Here is a 22,883-nt window from a genome sequence, read left to right as displayed (position 1 = left end):
TAATCTAATTTGCAAAAAAAAGGCTGTCCTTTCGAGACAGCCTTTTGTAATGGTTGCTTTCTTATTTAATTACTTTAATAAGTTGTTGTTCGCCTGAACGAGTTGTCAATCGAACAAAATAAATTCCTTTTTCCAAACCACTTGTATTCCATACTAAGTCGGATGAATTTCCACCGTTTAGTGGATTAACAGATATCACCCTGCCAGACACATCCAAAATAGTAATTTCCACATCTGAATTATTGTAAACTCGAATTATTGAAGTCTCGGAAAGTGGATTTGGGAAAACTGTCGCTAAACTTTTTTCTGAGTTTTTTTTGTAATCAGAGATTCCAGTAATAAGCGTCGGCATATGAACTGCTATATCCCGCACCGGAACGCCAAACCCTATTCTCCCAATCAAACTTGCGGCTCCACTTGTTAGGTTTATAGAATAAAAATTATCGTTAGTCTCCATGTTAATATTTGCCGCCAGGTAAGCCCTATTGGTTGAACTAAAAATATCATAATAAATATCCATGTCTACACTTGGATCGACAGAATTCACTGTAATTCCGGAACTGCCTATGGTATTGAGTGTGCCATTGTTAGGTGGACTTTGAGTTGTAAAGATGTTCAACGTTTCATCGTAATTATATAATACTGTTGCTGTGCTGGTGTTAAAGCTATTACTGTAGGCTACTGTCCCTGCGTTGGGATTTGCTGCAGCATTGACGTCAGTTGAAGCAAAACTCAGATTGCTATCCGTTGCACTAATTGTGCCCGATAAAGGATCAAGACGGTAATTCATATCGTTATTACTAACCACACGGATCTTGTCTACCGTTGGATTAAAATCAAAACCCACACTCACGCTTCCAAGCGTTATAGCTATCGGACTCGTATTTACAGCAGAAGCCGCTCCCGAACTTAAACTGAGTGTATAAAGCTGCCCTTCGTTAGTAATAGAATTGTAACCCAAAGCATACAAAACTCCTGTTGCAGGTCTGAAATCCATGCCAACAAGGGTTTGTCCTGCAGTAACTCCCGTAACCGCATAAATGTTTCTAATAAAATTTGGATTTTGTGTATCAAACGAAATTAAATTTGTTCCTGAAAGTGCCCAGGCAATCTCACCCATAACGTTAGGCAGCGTGCGATTAATAAGAACGGCAATATTGCTTACCGGGTTTGTTTCGCCAATAGCACCAATCAAAACAGCCTGCCCCGTAGTAAGGTTGATCGAATACAATTCATCAGTGGAGGGAGATGCCTGACTATTCGCCACCAAATAAGCTTTGTTCGAAAGCGTAGCATTATCATAATAAATATCCATATCTACTAACGGATTTACTGTATTTGTAGTTAATCCTGTAGAACCAACTGTAGTAAGCGATCCGTTATTAGGTGGATTCTGAAGTGTAATGATATTCAATAAATTGTCATAATTGTAAAGGGCAGTCGTAGAAGCACCAATGTAGCTATTGGTATAACCACCGCTTACAATTTTAGGGCTAGCTCCAACGTTCACATCCCCGGCTGCAAAAGCAAGATTCCCGTCAGTAAAAGCAATTGCACCTGTTACGGGATGCAGACGAAAGTTAGCCCCATTTGCCGAGGTCACGCGAATACGGTCAACGGTTGGATTAAAATCAAAACCTATGGGCCCGCTTCCCAAAGCTATAGTACTTGCCGTATTTAGAGAAGTTGCAGCACCAGTTGTTAAATTAAGTGTGTAGAGTTGATACATAGTAGTTGCCTTATCATATCCAAAGGCATACAACTGTCCGGTATTGGGTCTGAAATCCAGACCTTCAATTGTTTGCCCGGCCGAAATACCTGTAATAGCAAGAGATGAGGAAATCGCTGCTGGACTGGCCGCGTTAAAGGAAATTAGTTGGTTGTTATTTACGGTTCCGTAAATAACCTGTGCCTCTGTAGCTGCAGCACTAAGCAACAGACAGAGAACCGCCGCAAATTTTTTCAGTGGAGTAATTTTTTTCATAGTTTTTTGTCGTTAAGTTTAACTTAACTAACTACGAAAGGCGCCAAGCTTCGGTTTTTTTTTAATCCCTATTTAACAGTTCTTTACTTTTTTTAATCAACTAATCATAAGACCGGAACATTCGTTAACAGCTCGTAAAAAAGAAAATATTCTCAATCCCTGCTTGTGACATTAAAAAAAGCGTATGCCTTGACGGCCGATATTCTTAACCTTTTAGCCGATTAATGCGTCACCCAAAAGTTTAGTTAAGAATTTAGAACCGGCTTGAGTTTTTGGGTATCGGCGCTCAACCTCCTGTTCCTTCCTCGGGAAAAATGATCAACGCACATTACGGTTATATCCGAATGGACAAAGCCTATTTTGGCTTTCACACCAGGCATCGCCATCATGATCTTGGTACTTTTTTTTATGATGGTAGGCAATGGTCTTCCCGACGCTTTAGATTCGCGTATGGCGGATGATAAACTTATCTGAATTCAAAAAAACTTTAGAAAAGTTAGCTGCGATTTTTTCATATAAATTTTCGGTTTTTTTAGAATCTTACCGCGAAATCACGAATCGCTTACTAAGGGTTCTGGAATCGTCGCTTTTGAGAACAAGAGAATAAACGCCTTCGGGTAAGTCTACTAATTCTATTTTATTATGATCGGTAAGACTTATATTTTGATCGCCAACAAGTTGCCCTAGCTGATTAAAAATACTCCACTTTTTGAAACTATTCTCGTCTCCATTTGAAAACTCAAGTTGTAAATAGTCGTTCGCCGGATTTGGAAATAAACGCATCGTCATACCACCATTTTCAAAATCACTAAACCCCGTACAGTTGTTTACCGTTACTGTAGCGTACCCTTTATAAACGCATCCCGCAGTGGTTGTGCCGACAACAGAATAACTAGTTGTAATAGTTGGACTTACAGCAACTGTGGGACTTGTACCTCCGATATTCCAACTATAACTATTGGCTCCTGCAACTGTGAGTGTTTTTGTTTGCCCTTTACAAAGTGTTAAAGAATTATTAGTTGTAATTGCGAGCGATGAGCCGTTCCAAAAATAATCGGCGGGAAAGTTGGGCAGACCTAATTGTAAGCCTCCAGGAGGAAATGATAAATTGCTTACAGTTAAATTACAGGCAGCTCCCAAGGCATTAGGATTATTTATCACGAGTAAACTATGCTGATTAGTCGCTAGGTATATTTTGCCGTCGGAAGCTAATTGCATGGCACCGATATAATTAAATGTACCTATAACCGTTTCAGATGCAACAACTGCGGAACTTGTAGGTATTGAAAGATCCCATTGGACAATCATACCTGCAGCCCATGGAAAAGTCGCATAGATCTTTTTTCCATCGGAAGAAAATTCACAGCCATATCCCGCAGGATATCCTAAAGATAAAGGATTTGAAACTTGTCCGGTCGTGTTATCAAAATCCATCAAGTAAAACGCTTTTCCACTTGCGTAACTTGTAGCTAAACCTAAACGCTTTCCATCAGGAGATCCTTTCAAGGAGCCTTTCGGGGCACTCCTGAAACCTCCCTGCACAGTGGCAATCGAAGTTGCTGCTAAGGTAGTTACTCCCGTTGAACTTAAGAGGTAGGAAGAAAAAACCTGGAAGTAGGTCTGATAGAAATTATTAAAAGTAGTAACAATCCAATAGTCTTTTCCATTGCAATGTTTAATAGCTGTTATTTTTTCTTCACTGGGTCCGGCGATCGGAGAATTTTTTACAGTCACGGAGCCCATTCCCGCTGCAAGACTCATGTCAACAACTGAATAATATACTCCTGCAGAACCAACTCCGCCCTGCACCGTAAAAACGTAATAAATACCTGCGTTTCCGGGCTGTTTCACAATAATACAAGACTGCGATGAAGATCCGTCTCCGAATAATCCGGCACCGTTAGCCATTACTTGATGATTTTTATTCCAGATAGTATCTCCGCCTGTGTAAAATAAAAGATTTCCGGATGTATCCGAAACAGTACTGCATCCTTCGCTAACATGCATAGAACTATTATTGACCAATGTCGGAGGACTAGTAGTAAAATCAAGTCCAGCCTTGTTTCCAAAATACCAGTGTCTGGTTTCGTTTTGAGAAGCTGCAATCAGACTAAAAAAGATCAGGATGAAGAGACTAAGGGTTGTTCTCATATTTATAGATTGACAATTATAGTGCCAAAATCCTTTTGTGCTATAAACCCTGAAAAAAATTTAAATAAAAAAGACTTAGCCTTCTGTAACCATCCCCCGAACCGCCTCTACCCACTCGTCGCTGGCATTCAGACTTTCTACCAAAGTGATTTTTTCGCCGCCATGGTGCTCGAAGATTTCCTGGTATTCGGTTCCAATTTCGTAAATGGTTTCCAAACAATCGGCTACAAAAGCTGGAGAAAATACTAGTACTTTTTTAGCGCCTTTATTGGCGAGCTCTTCTACCACTTTATCGCTAAAGGGTTTTAGCCATTTGTTGTCGAGACGACTTTGAAATGCCGTAGTATGTTTATCTGCGGGAATATTTAATGCTTTAACCAACTGACGTGTGGTTTCAAAACAATTAGCACGGTAACAGTACTGGTTGTTTTTTGTAATGCTATTGCAGCAAGCCCCCATCTGACAGGTGTCTCCGCCATAATGAGCTGAACCTTTACGAATTTGTCTTTCGGGCAAACCATGGTAACTGAACAAAACATGATCGTAATCTTCGATCTTGTATTTTTTTGCCTGGCTTACTAAGGCTTCAATAAATCTAGGGTGATCGTAAAACTTACTGATGATATTTAAATTCGGAATTACTTCCCAGCCTTTTATCTTATCAAACACTTCCTCCAGCGTACTGCCTGTGCTTGAACTTGCGTATTGCGGATATAAAGGCAGAACATGGATCTTCTCGGGACGTTGCGCTCTTAATTTCTCTAACACACTTTTAATACCAGGTGTTTGATAACGCATGGCTAACTCCACAATATAGTCGTTGCCCAATTTCGCCTGAAGTTTTTCTTTTAGTAAAATACTGTTTAATAAAAGGGGTGATCCTTCTTTCGTCCAGATGGCCTGGTAAAGTTTTGAAGATTTAAAACTTCTGAACGGAACAATGATCAAATTCACCAAGATAAAACGTCCAACGGGGTTAATATCGATAACACGTTTGTCGTTTAGAAATTCCGTCAGGTATTTTCCAACTTTTCCCGCACTGGGAGCGTCGGGAGTACCAAGATTAATAAGTAAAACCGCTTTCTTCATTAAAGGATAACACTTAAGAGTGATTTGTGTTTAGATCTGCCGCAGTATTATTTTCAGTTTCCGTTTTATAAGGCTCCGAACCTGTTTCCGACACTGGAACCAGTTCTTCTTTTTTTGAAAAACGTTTTTGAAAAAGAATAATGATAATAACCCCGGCAGAAATAGAAGCATCTGCAAAATTAAAAATCGGACGAAAGAACTGGAAGTCTTCACCGCCCCAAACAGGAACCCAATCCGGGAAACGTCCATCGATCATAGGGAAGTAAAACATGTCCACCACGCAGCCATACATACTTTTTGCATAACCGTGAGTTGTAAGCTGGGCAATACCATCGTAGGGCACATACTCCTGGAAGTCCGGATTTAAAACCGTTCCCCTGTCGAAGATCAAACCGTAAAAAGCGCTGTCTAAAATATTTCCTAAGGCACCAGCAAGAATAAGTGACACTGAAAAAATAAATCCAGGATGTTCTTTCTGTTTAATGATGTAACGGATATAAAACGCGCCCCCGATACAAGCCAGGATTCTGAAAATACTTAAAGCTAATTTCCCAAACTCGCCACCAAATTCAAAACCAAAGGCCATACCCGGATTTTCGGTAAAGTGTATAATGCACCAGTCAGCCAGTTTGCCAACCTCACCCAAAGGATAGTGCATCTTAATATAGATCTTAATAAACTGATCGATCAGCAATACTAAGAAGACAGTAATGAGTGGTATTTTATAATGTTTGAGCATTTAATTTTTAAGTTTGTAAAGATACTTATTTTAAAAAACTTTTAGCAATCAAAGGCAGTGTTTACTGTTTATCCCTTGTTCCTGGTCAATCCAATTATACATTCAATCTGCTTATTAAAAAAATTGCCTTCCTAAAAATAGGAAGGCAATTTTAAATTGAATACCAAACAACTTAGGATTGACCTAATTTTGCATCGATACCTAAAGTAGCATGAGGCACAGAACGTAAACGCTCTTTCGGAATTAATTTTCCAGTAACCCTGCAAATACCATAAGCTTTGTTTTCGATACGGATCAATGCATTTTTTAAATTCACAATGTATTTTTCCTGGCGGGAAGCTAACTGAGCGGTTTCTTCTTTGCTCATAACATCACTACCGTCTTCTAATAACTTGAAAGAAGGAGATGTGTCATCCGTACCATGATTATCTTCATTGCTTAAAGTTTGTTTAAGCAAATCGTAATCCATTTGTGCTTCTTTTAATTTCTCAAGAATTAGCTCTTTAAATTCTGCTAATTCTTTATCTGAATAACGCGTGCGTTTATCTTCTGTATTTACAAAAGGTTTTGGCGCAGGAGTATTTCCTTTTTTAATTAAAGGTTTATTGATGTCAATTTGCAAAGGACGGTTACGGATGTAAGCTTCCATGCTTCCGCCGCTTGACTTGCCTTCATTTTTCTTTCTGCGTCCACGTCCACGTTTTTCAGGAATTTCATCATCGTCATCATCATCAGGAGTGCTTACGCCTTCAAGATCGATCATGCCTGCTTCATCCAAACCCGCGTCTTCTACGATTGCAGCATCATCGTCGTCATTTTTTTCGTAATCATCTTTTACGTCAACGTCAGAATCATCTTCCTCCTCTTCAGCAGGAATATCTTCTTCTTCATCGTCATCGCCTTTTTTTCCTTTTTTCTTCGAAAGAACTTTCTCAGATTTTTTGTCTTTTCCTTTTTTAGCAACTGCTTCAATAGGCTTTCCAGCCTTCTTGCCAGCGCTGGCTGTCGAGGTTTTCACTTCAGGTTTCGCAACTTTCTTAGTCTCTTCTTTTTTGTTAGTCTTAGCAACCGGCTTCGTCATTTTTTTCTCTTCTTTTTTAGCTATAGGTTTAACCGTTTTAGCTGGTTTGGCTGCTTTTACTGCTTTTGATGGAGCAGATTTAGAGGCAGGTTTATTTACTTTTTTAGCAGCAACCGGTGCACCTTTTTTTGGAGCTGGTTTGCTAGCGATGTTTTTTGCAGCAGGTTTGGCTTTTTTGTCCGCTTTTTTAGTTTCTTTCTTTTTAGCCATAACTAATTTTAATTTAATTTTTCAATTGATATTAAAGTGCTAATTAACTCGTCAACTTCAATAGTCGTTGCGTTGTTAGAGGCTATGGTTTGAACCAACTGCAAATCACTCGTTAAAGTTTCAGAACAAATATAACCTAAATTGTTTTTAATAGCGTTATCCAAATCTGAATTTTGCTGAATTTTAACCAAAATCTTATCAGTCACCTCAAATCCTTTATCCTTTCTTAAGTTCTGGATGCGATTTACCACTTCCCGCGCCAATCCTTCGTTTCTAAGCTCTTCCGAAAGATTTACGTCCAGTGCCACGGTTAAAGATCCACTGTTAGCAACCTTCCACCCTGGCATATCTACAGGTATAATTTCCACGTCTTCTAATTCCAGAACTATTTCCGCATCTTTTAATGACACCGTGTATTTACCCTCTTTTTCAATGCCCGAAATAATTTTGTTCGCGTTCTCTTTTTCCTTAGCAAACTCCTGCACGGCTTTCATGTGTGGACCACATTTTTTACCCAGTGTTTTGAAGTTTAGTTTCAGATTTTTTACGATCTGAGCTTTACTTTCATCCACAAAATCTATTTCCTTTACATTTACTTCGCCAAGAATCAAATCCTGAACGGCCTCAATTTTTTTCTGAAATTCTTTATCCAAGATCGGGATCTGAATTCTTTGTAAAGGCTGACGAACTTTTAAATTTTCTTTCTTACGGATAGATAAAACCATGGAAGAAATTTTTTGTGCCAATTCCATGCGTTCCTCCAAAGCTTTATCCTGGTAATTCTTTTGAACAGTTACTAAGTCTGTTAAATGCACTGATTCTTGTGACAGCGTTAAATTCTGATGCATCCAATCTGCGAAGAAGGGGGCGATTGGACTCATTAATTGAACCACTGTTTTTAAACAGGTATGCAAAGTTTCATAAGCTGCAATTTTATCCTGGCTCATCTCTCCCTTCCAGAAGCGACGGCGGCTTAAACGCACGTACCAGTTACTTAGATGCTCGTCCACAAAAGTTTCAATAGCACGGGCAGCGCGGTGCGGTTCAAATTCATTATACCGTAACGTTACTTCTTCAATCAAGGTTTGTAGTTCAGAAATGATCCACTTGTCGAGCTCAATTCTGTTTTCTACCGGCACTTGTATTTTTTCACCGGGCACGAATCCATCTACGTTAGCATACAAAGCATAAAATCCATAAGTATTGTAAAGCGTACCGAATAATTTTCTTTGAACCTCTGCAATTCCTTCTTCATCAAACTTTAAATTGTCCCATGGCGCTGCATTGGCAATCATATACCAACGCGTGGCATCTGCTCCGTATTTGTTTATGGTGATAAAAGGATCAACCGCATTGCCCAAACGCTTGCTCATTTTGTTCCCATTTTTATCAAGAACGAGTCCATTAGAAACAACATTTTTATAAGCTACCGAATCAAAATTCATAGTAGCAATAGCATGCAAGGTAAAAAACCAACCGCGTGTTTGATCTACTCCTTCAGCAATAAAATCTGCCGGGAAATATTTTTTCTCATCGATCAATGCCTTGTTCTCAAAAGGATAATGTACCTGTGCGTAAGGCATAGCGCCACTATCAAACCAAACATCTATAAGATCAGGCTCGCGGAATAATTGTTTCCCGTTTTTTTCCAAAACGATCGTATCTGCGTAAGGTTTATGCAAATCAAACGTCCCGTAATTTTCAGGACTAAAATTTCCCGGAACAAATTTCTCAAGAGGATTGGATTTCATAAATCCTTTTGAAACAGAATTATCAATTTCTTTTTTTAATTCTTCTGCACTTCCAATAACGAGTTGTTCTAGTTTATCCTCGCTTGTCCAGATAGGAATCGGAATGCCCCAGAAACGTGAACGCGATAAATTCCAGTCGTTCAAATTTTCTAACCAGTTACCGAAACGACCTGTACCAGTAGCTTCCGGTTTCCAATTGATGGTTTTGTTCAATTCCATCATACGGTCTTTCATGGCCGTTGATTTAATGAACCAGGAATCCAGCGGATAATATAGCACCGGCTTATCTGTTCTCCAGCAATGGGGGTAACTGTGCAGGTAATTATCCTTCTTAAATAATTTCCCTTCTTCCTGCAATTTCAGAACTATGCGTTCATCTACACTCAAATAAACTTTAAGCTCTTTTATTTTATGATTTGCTTCGAGAACTTGTTTTTGTTTTTCAAATTCTGCTTTCTTTTCGTCATCCGTTAGGTAAGCCTCTTTCACATACTCTTCACCAAAAAGAAAAATACCATCTTTTATTTCTGGTGAGAATTTACCACGCTTATCTACTAATGTTAAAGAGCCAATTCCATTTTGTTTGGCCACTCTAAAGTCATCTGCACCAAAACTAGGGGCAATGTGAACTATACCTGTACCATCAGTGGTTGTAACAAAATCTCCTGTAATTACTTTAAACGCATCTCCGTCTTGTGGTTGTACAAAAGGCAACAACTGCTCATAAGCAATTCCTGCAAGGTCAGAGCCTTTGCAATGTCCCACAATTTTAAAAGGAATTTCTTTATCACCGGCTTTATAGTTCTCGAAAGGAATGTCTGTATGCTTCTCTGAAAAATATTTATTCACCAGTTCTTTTGCAAGAATGTAAGTTTGCGGTGCACCGGTAAGTGGATTAAAAGAACGTACAAAAACATAATCAATATCCTTTCCAACTGCTAAAGCAGTATTTGAAGGCAAAGTCCATGGTGTAGTTGTCCATGCTAAAAAATAAAGATCTGTATCTGCATGTTGATGCAATGCTGCTACTGCTTTCTGCCCGCTGCTCACCTTAAATTGCGCCACAGCCGTCCTGTCTTTCACATCTCTGTAACAGCCGGGTTGATTTAATTCATGAGAACTTAATCCTGTTCCCGCTGCAGGGGAGTAAGGTTGAATGGTAAACCCTTTGTATAAAAGATCTTTTTTAGATAAATTCTGTAATAACCACCAAACACTTTCAATGTATTTGTTATCGTAAGTAATGTATGGATCGCTCATGTCTACCCAGTAGCCCATGATAGAAGTTACTTCTTCCCACTTGTCAGTGTATTTCATTACTTCTTTGCGACAAGCTTTGTTGTAGTCTTCAACAGAAATATATTTCGGAGAATTTTTATTCCCGATATCTTCTTTTGTAATTCCTAAATGCTTTTCAACGCCAAGTTCAATGGGTAATCCATGGGTATCCCAACCTGCTTTACGTTTTACCTGGTAACCTTGCAAAGTTTTAAAGCGGCAAAAAATATCTTTAATCGCGCGCGCCATAACGTGGTGTATGCCGGGCATACCATTCGCACTGGGCGGACCTTCATAAAAAACCCAGGGCTTGTTTTCATCGCGGGTAGAAATAGATTTGTCAAACGTTTTATCTTCTTGCCAGAATTTTAAAACATCTGCAGAGATCTGCGCGAGATCAAGCTTTTTATATTCAGGATACTTCTTCATACTATTTTTGTCTCAGAGATTTTACCACAGAGAAACAGAGTTCACTGAGAGTAATTATCTAATCTATTATTTCTTTTCTTTTCAACTGGTGAAAAACCTCACAGAAAAAAGAGGAGCGAATTTACTAATAAATGCGGGATTTTCCTTGGCAGAAATAAGTTAAAAAACTTAAGAAATTAAGGCATTGGGAATAAAAAAACCGGATATAAAATCCGGTTGTAAATTAAATGACTACTAGGAAAAAGTGAGTTGTTCTTTACATGCCACTGCTGAAATGGCTCATGCTCTCGCGTTTCATGGGTTGCACGTTTAATACAGGAATTGGGCTCAACTCTACAACCCTGTGACCGATAGTTCCGCCACCCAGGCGCTCGCCAAGGGAAACATCTTTTTGATTTATCTGAACAATAAGGTCGCAATCATTTTTAACAGCGTATTCGATAATAGCTTCAGCAGGCGTGGTACTAGGTAAAGAACGGTTCGTACAATTTACACCTTCTTGTTTGATGAATTTTTTTACCTGTTGCAAATAAGGCAATAATTTATTTTCGTATTCGTCATCGTTAGGTTTAAAAACGGAAACAATACGAATATCTGCTTTATAATAATGTGCTAGTTGAACTGCAAGACCAACCTTTTCGCGGCTTTCAGGACTAAGATCAAAAGGCATCACTATATTTTTGAAGCCCTCACGCTTTTCCGTTGAACGGATAGTTATAACAGAACACGGTGCAGCTGCAAGAAATTTTGTAGCGGTAATACCGCCTCCAAAAAGCCCTGTTTTAAATTTTGTATTTTCATCTAATGCCATCACAATCAGAGAACAGTCAAGTTCTGTGGCTGTTTTATTGGTCATTTCATAAACCTCGCCTTTCACGCCTAACACTTCAACGTTTAAGCCGCTTTCTGTACGGGTAGATTGCGCGAGACTGTCCAATTCATCTTTACGATCCGTTTCACTCGTTGGCGAAACATGCATCAAAATGAGTTTGGATTTTGTAAACTTAGCTAGGGTATAAATTTGTTTAACAGCAATATAAGATTGCTTGGAAAAATCAACTGGGATTAAAATCGATTGGTTTTCCTTAATTATCATATGATTATATTTGTTCTAAGTTATAAAAAAATACGGAAATGTTAAAATTTTTTGAGAATTCCAGACTTTTTCGTGTAGTTATACCAACTTGAAGACAAAAGGTTGCAGTTTAGGATAGTTATTCCTAAACTAAAACGATTTAGGTAATTGATATAACTTCTTGAGAGTCATCGCATTGCTTCTGAAAAAACTATTTATTTCAACTTTTTACTCGACTGTTGCTAAATCTACTCGACTGTTGCCAAAACTTTTAATTCTATGGCAATCGGGGTAGGCAATTTAATTATTTCGATAGTTGTACGGCAGGGTGGATTTTCTTTAAAATATTCTGCCCAAATCTTATTGTAAATAGGAAAATCATCTTTCATGTTTGTCAAAAAAACAGTGACGTCCACAATTTTATCCCAGCTGCTTCCGGCGTCTTCAAGAATATAACGGATGTTGCGAAAAACACTGTGACATTGTTGAGCAATATCGTAGCTAACAATTTGTCCTTTTTCATCTAGTTCAACACCGGGAATTTTTTTTGAACCACGTTCTCGCGGACCTACCCCACTTAAAAATAATAAATTTCCAACGCGTCTCGCATGTGGGTATAAGCCCACTGGTTCCGGGGCTTTAGACGATTCTATTTTCGATGAATTTTCCATATTTATAAAAGGCAAATTTAACTATATTCTATTAATAAAAGCGTTTAACAAACCACATTATAATTGTAATTTTGAATTATGAACGTAAAACAACTTTATACGAACTGCCTGGCTCAGGGCGCCTATTATATCTCAAACAACGGAGAAGCTGTAATTATTGATCCTTTGCGTGAAACAAAACCTTACCTCGATCTTTTAAAACAGAATAACGATAAGCTCACTCATATTTTTGAAACACATTTTCATGCTGATTTTGTTAGCGGACACGTAGATCTGGCAAAGGAAACCGGAGCAACCATTGTTTTTGGTCCGAATGCAAATACAGATTACAAAAGTTATATTGCAAAAGATAACGAAGAATTTAAGATAGGTAAACTCACCCTAAAAGTGATGCATACTCCGGGCCACACATTAGAATCTACAACTTATTTATTACTGGACGAAACTAAAAAACCACTCTGCATTTTTACAGGAGACACTTTATTTATTGGTGATGTGGGGCGTCCTGACCTTGCCATAAAATCTGACTTAACAACAGAAGATCTTGCCGGCATGCTTTACGATAGTTTAAGAAACAAGATTATGCCTCTTCCGGATGATGTAATCGTGTATCCCGCTCATGGTGCAGGTTCGGCCTGCGGTAAAAACATGAGTAAAGAAACTTTTGATACACTTGGCAGTCAGAAAGTATTAAATTATGCTTTGAGGGATATTTCAAAAGAAGAATTCATTAAAGAACTTACAACCGGAATTTTACCTGCACCTCAGTACTTCGCTAAGAATGCAGCATTAAATAAATCCGGATACCAAAATTATAACGCTATCCTTGAAAAAGGATCTAAAGCTTTATCTGCAGATGAGTTTGAAACAGTGATGAAGAGCTTAAGCCCTTTGGTACTGGACGTTAGAAAACCGCAGGAATTTGCGGGTGGTCATATTCCGAATTCACTTTATATTGGATTAGATGGTCAGTTCGCCCCCTGGGTGGGAACTGTGATTCTCGATATCAACGCTCCCATTTTATTGGTAACCCCAGAAGGCAGAGAAGAAGAAACGGTGATGCGGTTGTCGCGCGTGGGTTATGATAATTGCATCGGCTATTTAAAAGGAGGGATTGATTCCTGGAAAACTGCCGGCAAAAAAATGGAAACTATCAAAAGTATTCCTGCTACTGAATTTTTAGAGCAGTATCAAAAAGGCTACAAAACATTAGACGTACGTAAACCCGGCGAATACGAATCTACACATTTGAAAAATGCAGTCAGCGAGCCTCTTGATTTTATTTACGATTGGGCTGATACTTTAGACAAGTCACATCCTTATATGGTTCATTGCGCCGGCGGTTACCGCAGTATGATTGCGGCTTCTATTCTGAAAGCGAAGGGCTATACAAATCTTACGGATGTACAAGGTGGTTATGGTGCGATCAGTAAACTTGATGCTGCGCAAAAAGACATTGCCACGGTTGCTTGTAGCAGTACTGCTTCTTAATTTATTGAACAATTACCCAACCCGATGCCAAAAATCAGCGTATACTATTTATACTTTAAACCCAAAATTTATGAAGTATTTCATTGGCATCGCTTTTATTCTTTTAATTTCCTGTACTAAAAAACAAGTAGCAGAACAACCAAATCCTCAACAGCCAGACCCTCAGCAACCGCAGCCCGAACTTCCTCAGAAAATTGACACTATAAAACCGTCTTCTTATTTTCCTGCATTTCCTGGCTCGTATTGGAAATATATGAATGAGCAAGGCGACACTCTAACACATAGGACGTCAGCAGGCTATGAAAAAGATAAGGTTAACGAGTACAGCCAGGGAACCGTGACTAAAACTACAACGGCATATGTTCCTAAGTACAATAATATATTTATATGGAACGGCTACGCTCATAGTCATATTAAGTACCGTACTATGCCACTTGCCGATCTTGTAGCAATAGTCGATGATAATTTTGTCGAGGGCAGGGAGTGGAGGAGTACAAGCTTTGTCGGTAGTGGTAATGCGGGTACGGGATGTAAAATTCTGAAAAAGGATACAGCGATTGTGATTGATGGTAAGACTTACTATCCTACTATTGTAGTTGGTACTTATGGCTATGGCAATCCTGAGAGCACTCCTATCCTTATAAGTAAAAGCTATTATACTAAAGACATTGGTCTCGTTGTTACAGAGAAACTTCTTCCGTTAAAAGATACATTGCGCCTGGTAGAATATCACATTAATAAATAGTCGTATCTTACTGGTTCTATTTTTAGTATTTTTAAGCATGATTGATTCTCTTAAAATGCTTGACAGGCATTTGCTGCTGAAAATAAATTCCCTTCACACACCTTTGTTAGACACATTCATGTGGTACATGAGTGAATCGTGGCATACTTATTTTTTGGTAGCCATTGTTGCTTATGCCGTTTACAGAAAATCAACTCCAAGAAGAATGCTTGAGTTTCTTTTAGGCTGTGCCATTGTTGTTGCCTGCGCTGATCTTTCTACTAACCTCATCAAGCATAGTGTAAAACGGTATCGTCCCAGTCACAACCTTGAAATTAAATCTGACATTCACTCAGTGCGCGATTATAAAGGTGGTGAATATGGTTTTTACTCCAGCCATTCTGCGAACACTTTCGGGCTGGTGGCGTATATTTTCTTTTTCATCAATTGGATCCAACGACGTTATAAACTGCTCTTATTTTTTTATCCGGCCCTTGTTGCATACAGCCGGATGTATCTCGGCGTGCATTATCCCAGTGATGTCTTTACCGGCATGCTGGCGGGATTATTTTTCGGAATACTGATTTACAAATTCATGAACTCTTATTTTTTTAAAAACGATGGGCAAAAAGCTTAGTGGTTTATTTTTTATTTTGTCGTTAGTGGTGAGTGGGCAAGTACCAAACACAGATCTATGGCTTTTTAAAATTGAAACCGATAAATTAAAACAAACCGTTTTAAAAAATCCCCTGAACATCACAAATCGCGAGGGTTACGATAATCAACCTTCTTTTTCGGGAGATGGAAAGCGGATTTATTACGTGAGCATAAAAGAAGACAAACAAGCTGATATCTATTATTACGAGATAACTAATAAAACAACACTTCCCTTCACCAAAACCAAACTAAGTGAGTATTCGCCTACGCTTACAGATAATGGTGGTTTCATAGCTTCAGTAGTTGTGGAAGCAGACAGTGCTCAGCGCATTCATTTTATCAATACCGTGAGTGGCATAGATGACAACAAGTTAGAGATGGATTCGGTCGGTTATTTTACATTTTTGAATACAGACACGGTTATCTATTACAAACTCACAGATCCGCATTCTTTAAGATATTATGTAACGAGCACCAATGAAGATAAATGGCTGGGAAATGCTCCTATCAGAACGTTCAAAGCTTTAAACCGTCATACTTTTATTTATGGATTAAAAGATTCAACGCAGGTGCATTTTTATAAGTATGATTTTCTTTTGCGCAAAGCGAGTCGTTATGCAAGCTATCCTTCTGCCAACGAAGACATCGTATGGCATCCTCTGTGGGGGCTTGTAAAATCAGAGGAAACAAAACTCCTGCGTTACGATGAGTCCAAAGGGCAGTGGGTTTTACTATTTGATCTGGCCTCTTTTCAAATTAAGAAAATAACCCGTTTTGCTTTTGATCCCAAAACAAAATACCTCGTAGTAGTCAACAATCTTTAAAACTGTTTTTCATGCTTTACGAAAAAAAATCAGGCGCTTATCTTTTTAGTAACGACAAGAAAAAACTGCAGATTGACGTTATACACACTTATTTAAGTAAAGAAAGTTATTGGGCGCAAAATATTTCTATAGAGCTCGTAGAAAAAACGATTGCAGGAAGTGAATGTTTTGGAATTTATCAAGGGTATGCACTAATAGGTTTTGCAAGGGTTATTACCGACCTTGCAAGCTTTGGATATCTCGCTGATGTATTTGTTCTGGAAGAACACAGAGGAAAAGGACTTTCAAAAGAACTTATAGCGTTTATTATGAATTATGAACCAGTTACAAAATTCAGGCGTTTTATGCTTGCCACAAAAGACGCTCATGGTTTATATGCACAATTTGGGTTCACCCCATTAGCAGAGCCCGGGCGATTCATGGAAATTAAACCGTTTGAAACTTATCCTGTATAAAATATACTTTGTATATTTAGTAGCTATCAAAAAATATGAGCCTTTTCAGAAAAAAATCAATTGAGTCTATTTTAAAAAGACGCGAAGAAGACGAAAATTCTCATGGCTCATTAGCAAAACATCTTGGGGTAAAAGATCTTACCGCATTTGGTATAGCTGCAATCATTGGCGCCGGAATTTTTTCAACTATTGGAAAGGCCAGTGCGGATGGCGGCCCTGGGGTAATCTTCCTTTTTATTTTTACGGCGCTCGCCTGTAGCTTTGCAGCTTTTGCTTATGCAGAATTTGCTTCTCTTATTCCCGTGAGCGGAAGTGCATATACTTATAGTTATGTTGCCTTTGGAGAATTATTCGCCTGGATCATAGGTTGGGCGCTGATTATGGAATATGCAATAGGCAATGTAACTGTTGCAATTTCCTGGAGTGATTACTTTAGTTCGCTCGTTAATAACGTTTTTCACCTCCATATCAGCGATTGGTTATGTTTGGATTATTTTACAGCCAAACAAAATTTTAAACTAGCCTCTGAACTTTTAACTCAAGGGCAAACTTTAAGCGCTATTGCTGCGAATCCTGATACAGCAGGACTGCTGGAAGGCTATACTGCTTTTAAAACCGCCCCGGTTCTTTTCGGCACACCCATAGTTTTCGATTTCCCCGCTTTACTTATCAATGTTTTAATAACCATGTTGGTTTACAGAGGTATTAAAGAAAGTCGTAATGCCAGCAACATTATGGTGCTCATAAAAATTGCTGTAGTGCTGGTGGTTATTTTTGTTGGTGCATTTTATGTTGACACAAAAAACTGGAATCCTTTTATGCCAAACGGTATTGGCGGATTATTAAAAGGAATTAGTGCTGTATTTTTCGCCTATATTGGGTTTGATGCCATTTCTACCACAGCAGAAGAATGCAGGAATCCCCAAAAAGATTTACCGCGTGGAATTTTATATTCCATAGTAATCTGCACGGTGCTTTATGTTGCCATTGCGCTTGTTATAACCGGCATGGTAAATTATTCGGAATTAAAAGTGGGCGATCCATTAGCTTATGTGTTTGAAAAAATACAAAATCTGCACTGGTTAAGCGGGGTTATAGCTATCAGTGCTGTAATTGCTATGGCGAGTGTAATGTTGGTCTTTCAACTCGGTCAACCCCGTATTTGGATGAGCATGAGTCGAGACGGCTTGTTACCTCCGGCTTTCTCCAAAATTCATCCTAAATATAAAACACCTTCATTCTCTACAATAATCACCGGCTTGTTAGTGGCTGTCCCTATTTTTTTTGTGGACATGAATATGGTGACCGACATTTGTTCAGCGGGCACACTTTTTGCTTTCTGCCTGGTATGTGGAGGTGTACTTAAGCTTAGAATGGATCCGAATGCGCCGCCATCGAAATTTAAAACCCCATATGTGAATTCGAAATACATAGTTCCTGTTTTATTCCTTCTTATGCTGGTATTTATCCTGAAAGATAAAGAGAGCATAGATTCCTACCTTGGGTTCTCAGGTGCTGAAGATTTTTTTACAAAAATCCCTTTGTATTTTTTCTTTTTAGGCTTCGGCATTTTTTCGGTAATGGCGTTTAAGTACAATTTTTCCCTTATTCCTTCTCTCGGTTTGTTGAGTTGTTTTTATATGCTATCGCAGCTTGGCCACAAGAACTGGTTGTACTTTGGAATTTGGTTAATAATAGGTTTAATTATTTATTTTGTTTACGGCCGCAGGCACAGTAAATTAGAGCCTTCAAACACATAAGTATGTTAGTTTTTATTACAGGAGCAACGTCGGGAATCGGAAAAAGTACTGCAGAAATTTTTGCAAAAAACGGGTATGACCTCATTATAACAGGCAGAAGACAAGAACGTTTAACAGAATTTAAATCAGAGCTTGAAAGTGCTTATAAAATAAAAGTCACAGATCTTTGTTTTGATATTCGTATTTCTGAAGAAGTAGAAAACGCCATAAATGCTTTGTCGGCAGAAAACAAAAACATTGATATACTGGTTAACAATGCCGGCCTCGCTGCAGGACTATCTTCTATCCAGGAAGGATCTCTTTCACATTGGGAAAGGATGATTGACACAAATATCAAGGGTCTTCTGTATGCAACAAAAGCAATTTCAAATCTTATGATCAAAAATAAAAAAGGTCATATTATAAATATAGGGTCTGTTGCAGGTAAAGAAGTGTATGCTAACGGCAACGTATATTGCGCAACAAAACATGCTGTAGACGCGCTTAACAAGGGCATGCGTATTGATCTTCTTCCTCATAACATAAAGGTAACCGCGGTAAATCCCGGTATGGTAGAAACGGAATTTAGCGTGGTGCGTTTTGACGGTGATGAAGAGCGTGCTAAAAAAGTTTACATGGGCATGGAACCTCTGAAACCTGAAGATATTGCAGAAACTATTTTCTGGATTGCTTCCCGCCCAGCACACGTTAACATCAACGATATACTCATCATGCCAACCATGCAAGCCAGTGCAACGAATGTAATCCGCAAGTAATTCTAATGTCGAAAATAAAATATACGGTCCTCACATTTATTTTATTTTTTCTCTTACCTGCCTTTTTGTTTTGTCAAAGTTCCAGAAAGAAGTCGGGGAACGGTAATCGTATTTATTTTGCGCCTGCTATAGGTTTATATAAAATAAATAAGAACCATGCGATTAACGCTAATCAAAAAATAAGCGCAGTGATCGGCTACAAACGCGAACAGAAAATTGGAAGAGACTACAGAACTTTTCTACTTTTCGGCGCCGAATATTTCTTTCATGGGCTTAATTTCAAATCGTACTATTTTAATCCTGATACACTTAAAATTTACGATAAATCTTTTGCTTACAATTACTCGCTTTTTATTCATGAGATAGATATTCCTTTGCAAGCTAAATATTTATTTAAGCGTGCAGATAACAGTTTGTTCAGTGCCTACCTGATAGCCGGCTACCATTTACGGTATTTATTACCTTCTAAACTTAAAATAAAACAGAATGGGCAACTTGTGAAAGACGACAGTCCTGACTTAAAGTTTAAGAACGCATTACTCTACAATAAAATAAATTCTTTTGTAAGTCTTGGCATAGGCTGGCAGAAGAACAGTTTAAGTAATTCGAAAGGAAGTTTTTTTGTGGAATTGAATTGCCGTTATGGATTTTCTCCTTATTATTTTGAGAGCGATTATTCTGCTAGTTCTCTTTATATAAATGGCACTCATATCACCTTGCAGTTAGGATCAAGATTTTAGCAGACATCAAGTTACAATTCATCAGAAAGTTGTTGGGGAACTAGTTAATTTTCTATAATTGCTTAGTATCTTTTATTATCTTTAATATGCCTCCCAAATTTAGATTCCTTCCTAAACATTATAATCTCCTGAAAAATGAATAGACGCAACTTTCTACTCACATCTGCAGGCACGCTCAGCGCGCTTGAAATGTTTTCGACACTCGATAAAAATTTTTCAACGCATCTTGAAAAGCACTTATCAATACTCGAAAATCAGAGCTTTGATGCATCCATCGAAAATGAAGATTTCTGGGGATGGGTAAGATCAAGTTACACCATATCGGCAAATTTAATTAACCTGAACAACGGCGGTGTGAGTCCACAACCTAAAGTGGTTCAGGAAGCACACATTCGCAATTATCAACTTTCAAACGAGGCCCCCTCGTATTACATGTGGCGAATTCTCGATCAGCAAAGAGAGGGTTTACGGAACAAGCTGGCAAATCTTTGCGAGGTTTTACCAGATGAAATTGCTATTAACAGGAACGCTACGGAAGGCTTAAACAGTATTATCTTTGGATTAAATTTAAAAGAAGGGGACGAAGTTGTGTTAAGCACTTTTGATTATCCCAACATGATGAATGCATGGAAACAAAGGGAAAAGCGAGATAAAATAAAACTGGTTTGGGTTACCATTCCTCAACCAACGGAAGACGACGCTACTATTATCAAATTGTATGAGAATGCCATTACTTCTCAAACAAAAATAGTTCATATTACACACCTCATTAACTGGACCGGTAACATTGTGCCTTGCAAAGCCATTGCCGACATGGCTCACAAAAAAGGCTGCGAAGTAATAGTTGATGGAGCACATTCTTTTGCACATTTCGATTTTAAAATCGAAGATACCGGCGCTGACTATTTTGCTACATCCTTGCATAAATGGCTTGGCGCGCCTTTTGGCAGTGGGCTAATGTATATACGCAAAACAAAAATCAAAAATATATGGGCTTTGTTATCAAGCGCGGAACCAGACGGTGATGATATTAGAAAATTTGAGAACCTTGGAACGCGTTCGTTTGCTTCAGAAATGGCTATTGGAACAGCTATAGATTTTCATAATATTATAGGTGCCAAAAGAAAAGAAGCCCGTTTAAGATATCTGAAAGATTACTGGACAGAAAAAGTCACCAAATTACCTAAAGTAAAGATTGCAACCTCTTTAAAACCGCAATACTCCTGTGCTATTGCTAATGTTGGTTTCGAAGGCTGGCAAGCGCAGCAGATTGAAGGAAATTTATTTGATCATTACAAAATTCACACCGTGTCTATCATTCATGAGAAAGTAAATGGCATTCGCGTAACACCCAATGTTTACACAAATATTGAAGATCTGGATTTTCTCGTGCAAGGTTTAAAAGACATTTCACAAACTGTTGCTCCCCAGGTAAAATAATAAACCTGGTAATTTTAAACATCTGTTTTTTATTATTATCTTTTTATAATTTAAAACCCAAAACCATGCGCTTATTTAAAATCAAACTTTTTACCTTATTAACTTTCCAAAGTATTTGCAGCTTCAATGCTCAAAACCTCGTCAATAATCCAGGACTAGAGATTACATCATCATCGCCTACTGGGTATAATCAATTGAACCTGGCAAATGGTTGGTCTAATTGCAACGGAAATTATATCACTCAGGGTACCTGGGGTTCTCCTGATCTTTTAAGCCTTAATGGTAGCGGCGTTGCGCAACTTCCTTGCGGATACATTACTTGTGTGCAACCTCATTCCGGGAATAATGTTCTCGGTTTTGTTACCTATAATGGTTATCACGTTGATGCTAGAGAATACGTTAGTACAAATTTAACCACAACTATGCAGGTAGGCCAAACCTATTCTATCTCGTTTTATGCAACAACCGGTTCATTAACATCGGCCTCTTACGTGAGTAATAATATAGGCGTGCTGTTCACTAACAATGCTGTATGGCACGGATCTAATTCTTTAAGAATTAATCGTACTCCTCATTACAACATGAGTACAGTGCTAGATACCACAGGCTGGAAATATTTCTCATTTACTTTTGTTGCAGATTCTGCCTATAAATATATCACGTTTGGAAATTATTATAGCGATGCTAACACAACACTTGTAAATAAAAATAGTACGAGCGATGTGTACGCCTACAATATTATTGACGATATCACTGTTTCCCATGTTAACAGCGTTGCGGTACCACAAACTTCTTTTATGATTTCTGGTTCGGGTGTTTGCGCGGGGAAATCTTTAGCGGCTATGGATCTTTCATCAAATAGTCCGACCGCTTGGAGTTGGCAGGTATCGGGGCCTGTCTCAGCAGCCTCCACTCAAAGTAATCCTGTTTTTACTTTTTCAGTGCCAGGTACTTATTCTATTTCTCTTACAAGCTCTAATTCTGGTGGCGCAGGAACACCCTTTACAAAAATCCTGACAGTTTATCCCAATCCAACATTAACAGCCTCAGCTTCTACTAGCGTAATTTGCCAAAATTCGCAAGCTACATTATTAGCTTCCGGCGCCACAACATACAGTTGGTCTAGCGGGCAAACCGGCTCGTTGATCACAACAGCGAGTCAACAAACAACAGGAAACATCAGCTATTCTGTTAGCGGTAAAGATCAAAACGGCTGTGAGGATACTACAACTGTTCATTTCACCGTTAAAGTCTGCGAACTAACCTCACTCTTTGACAAGCAAAATGAACTTTTTAAAATCGAGATTTATCCGAATCCCAATAATGGCAGCTTCGCTCTTAGGAGTAATAAAGCTGAAAATATAGTAATTGTAAACGCACTCGGACAAACCATTTTAGAAGTGGATCTTTCACTCGAAAACGATTACACTCTTAAAATTCACGATCTAAAGCCAGGAGTTTATTTTGCCAAGGGCAAAAATTTTAGAAGCAAGATTCTAATTGTTGATTAATATGTTTAGGATTATCCCGTAGCCTATTCACAAATTGAGTATTTATTTGCACAAAACTAAAGCCTGTT

The 22,883-nt window shown here is 38.4% G+C and carries 18 protein-coding genes; 10 read left to right on the top strand and 8 right to left on the bottom strand.

Annotation, left to right across the window (positions count from 1 at the left end; genetic code table 11):
• Window positions 1–61 precede the first annotated feature (61 nt).
• The 8 genes from CNR22_12885 to CNR22_12850 all read right to left on the bottom strand — a co-directional run bounded on the left by CNR22_12885 (window position 62) and on the right by CNR22_12850 (window position 12,458).
• A complete protein-coding gene (locus CNR22_12885; GenBank protein PBQ32627.1) occupies window positions 62–1,984 on the bottom strand; it encodes a hypothetical protein in 1,923 nt (640 codons plus the stop codon).
• Window positions 1,985–2,524: 540 nt separating this feature from the next.
• A complete protein-coding gene (locus CNR22_12880; GenBank protein ID PBQ32626.1) occupies window positions 2,525–4,135 on the bottom strand; it encodes a hypothetical protein in 1,611 nt (536 codons plus the stop codon).
• Window positions 4,136–4,210: 75 nt separating this feature from the next.
• Window positions 4,211–5,224 (bottom strand): ferrochelatase, encoded by a 1,014-nt coding sequence (locus tag CNR22_12875; GenBank protein ID PBQ32625.1) that lies wholly within the window; start codon window positions 5,222–5,224, stop codon window positions 4,211–4,213.
• 13 nt (window positions 5,225–5,237) lie between these two features.
• Window positions 5,238–5,963 (bottom strand): lipoprotein signal peptidase, encoded by a 726-nt coding sequence (locus tag CNR22_12870; GenBank protein PBQ32624.1) that lies wholly within the window; start codon window positions 5,961–5,963, stop codon window positions 5,238–5,240.
• 172 nt (window positions 5,964–6,135) lie between these two features.
• Window positions 6,136–6,558: a molecular chaperone DnaK gene (locus CNR22_12865; GenBank protein PBQ34898.1), complete on the bottom strand. Its 423-nt coding sequence runs from the start codon at window positions 6,556–6,558 to the stop codon at window positions 6,136–6,138.
• A 704-nt stretch (window positions 6,559–7,262) separates the two neighbouring features.
• Entirely contained in the window at window positions 7,263–10,712 is a 3,450-nt protein-coding gene (locus CNR22_12860) for an isoleucine--tRNA ligase (protein ID PBQ32623.1), read from the bottom strand.
• A 256-nt stretch (window positions 10,713–10,968) separates the two neighbouring features.
• Window positions 10,969–11,808 carry a hypothetical protein gene (locus CNR22_12855; GenBank protein ID PBQ32622.1) on the bottom strand — a complete coding sequence of 280 codons (840 nt, stop codon included), beginning with the start codon at window positions 11,806–11,808 and terminating at the stop codon, window positions 10,969–10,971.
• Window positions 11,809–12,035: 227 nt separating this feature from the next.
• Complete coding sequence (locus tag CNR22_12850) at window positions 12,036–12,458, bottom strand: 2-aminomuconate deaminase (GenBank protein PBQ32621.1); 423 nt, start codon at window positions 12,456–12,458, stop codon at window positions 12,036–12,038.
• A 78-nt stretch (window positions 12,459–12,536) separates the two neighbouring features.
• Between CNR22_12850 and CNR22_12845 the strand changes: the two genes are divergently transcribed.
• The 10 genes from CNR22_12845 to CNR22_12800 all read left to right on the top strand — a co-directional run bounded on the left by CNR22_12845 (window position 12,537) and on the right by CNR22_12800 (window position 22,815).
• A complete protein-coding gene (locus CNR22_12845; GenBank protein PBQ32620.1) occupies window positions 12,537–13,949 on the top strand; it encodes an MBL fold metallo-hydrolase in 1,413 nt (470 codons plus the stop codon).
• A 70-nt stretch (window positions 13,950–14,019) separates the two neighbouring features.
• A complete protein-coding gene (locus CNR22_12840) occupies window positions 14,020–14,694 on the top strand; it encodes a hypothetical protein (GenBank protein ID PBQ32619.1) in 675 nt (224 codons plus the stop codon).
• Window positions 14,695–14,731: 37 nt separating this feature from the next.
• Window positions 14,732–15,310, top strand: a complete 579-nt coding sequence (locus CNR22_12835; GenBank protein ID PBQ32618.1) for a phosphatase PAP2 family protein — start codon at window positions 14,732–14,734, stop codon at window positions 15,308–15,310.
• Window positions 15,294–16,154: a hypothetical protein gene (locus CNR22_12830; protein PBQ32617.1), complete on the top strand. Its 861-nt coding sequence runs from the start codon at window positions 15,294–15,296 to the stop codon at window positions 16,152–16,154. Before CNR22_12835 ends, CNR22_12830 begins: the two co-directional genes overlap by 17 nt.
• Before the next feature lie 11 nt (window positions 16,155–16,165).
• Window positions 16,166–16,609 carry a GNAT family N-acetyltransferase gene (locus CNR22_12825; protein ID PBQ32616.1) on the top strand — a complete coding sequence of 148 codons (444 nt, stop codon included), beginning with the start codon at window positions 16,166–16,168 and terminating at the stop codon, window positions 16,607–16,609.
• 35 nt (window positions 16,610–16,644) lie between these two features.
• Window positions 16,645–18,369, top strand: coding sequence for an amino acid transporter (locus CNR22_12820; protein PBQ32615.1), 1,725 nt, complete (start codon window positions 16,645–16,647; stop codon window positions 18,367–18,369).
• A 2-nt stretch (window positions 18,370–18,371) separates the two neighbouring features.
• Window positions 18,372–19,124, top strand: a complete 753-nt coding sequence (locus CNR22_12815; GenBank protein PBQ32614.1) for an NAD(P)-dependent oxidoreductase — start codon at window positions 18,372–18,374, stop codon at window positions 19,122–19,124.
• Window positions 19,125–19,189: 65 nt separating this feature from the next.
• Window positions 19,190–19,864 carry a hypothetical protein gene (locus CNR22_12810; GenBank protein PBQ32613.1) on the top strand — a complete coding sequence of 225 codons (675 nt, stop codon included), beginning with the start codon at window positions 19,190–19,192 and terminating at the stop codon, window positions 19,862–19,864.
• Between the two features lie 135 nt (window positions 19,865–19,999).
• Complete coding sequence (locus CNR22_12805; protein ID PBQ32612.1) at window positions 20,000–21,304, top strand: aminotransferase; 1,305 nt, start codon at window positions 20,000–20,002, stop codon at window positions 21,302–21,304.
• A 65-nt stretch (window positions 21,305–21,369) separates the two neighbouring features.
• On the top strand, window positions 21,370–22,815 hold the full coding sequence (locus CNR22_12800; GenBank protein PBQ32611.1) for a hypothetical protein: 1,446 nt from the start codon (window positions 21,370–21,372) through the stop codon (window positions 22,813–22,815).
• Window positions 22,816–22,883 lie beyond the last annotated feature (68 nt).

It is taken from the genome of Sphingobacteriaceae bacterium, from assembly GCA_002319075.1.
Taxonomy (GTDB): domain Bacteria; phylum Bacteroidota; class Bacteroidia; order B-17B0; family Aurantibacillaceae; genus Aurantibacillus.
This window is presented reverse-complemented; position numbering and strand designations above follow the sequence as displayed.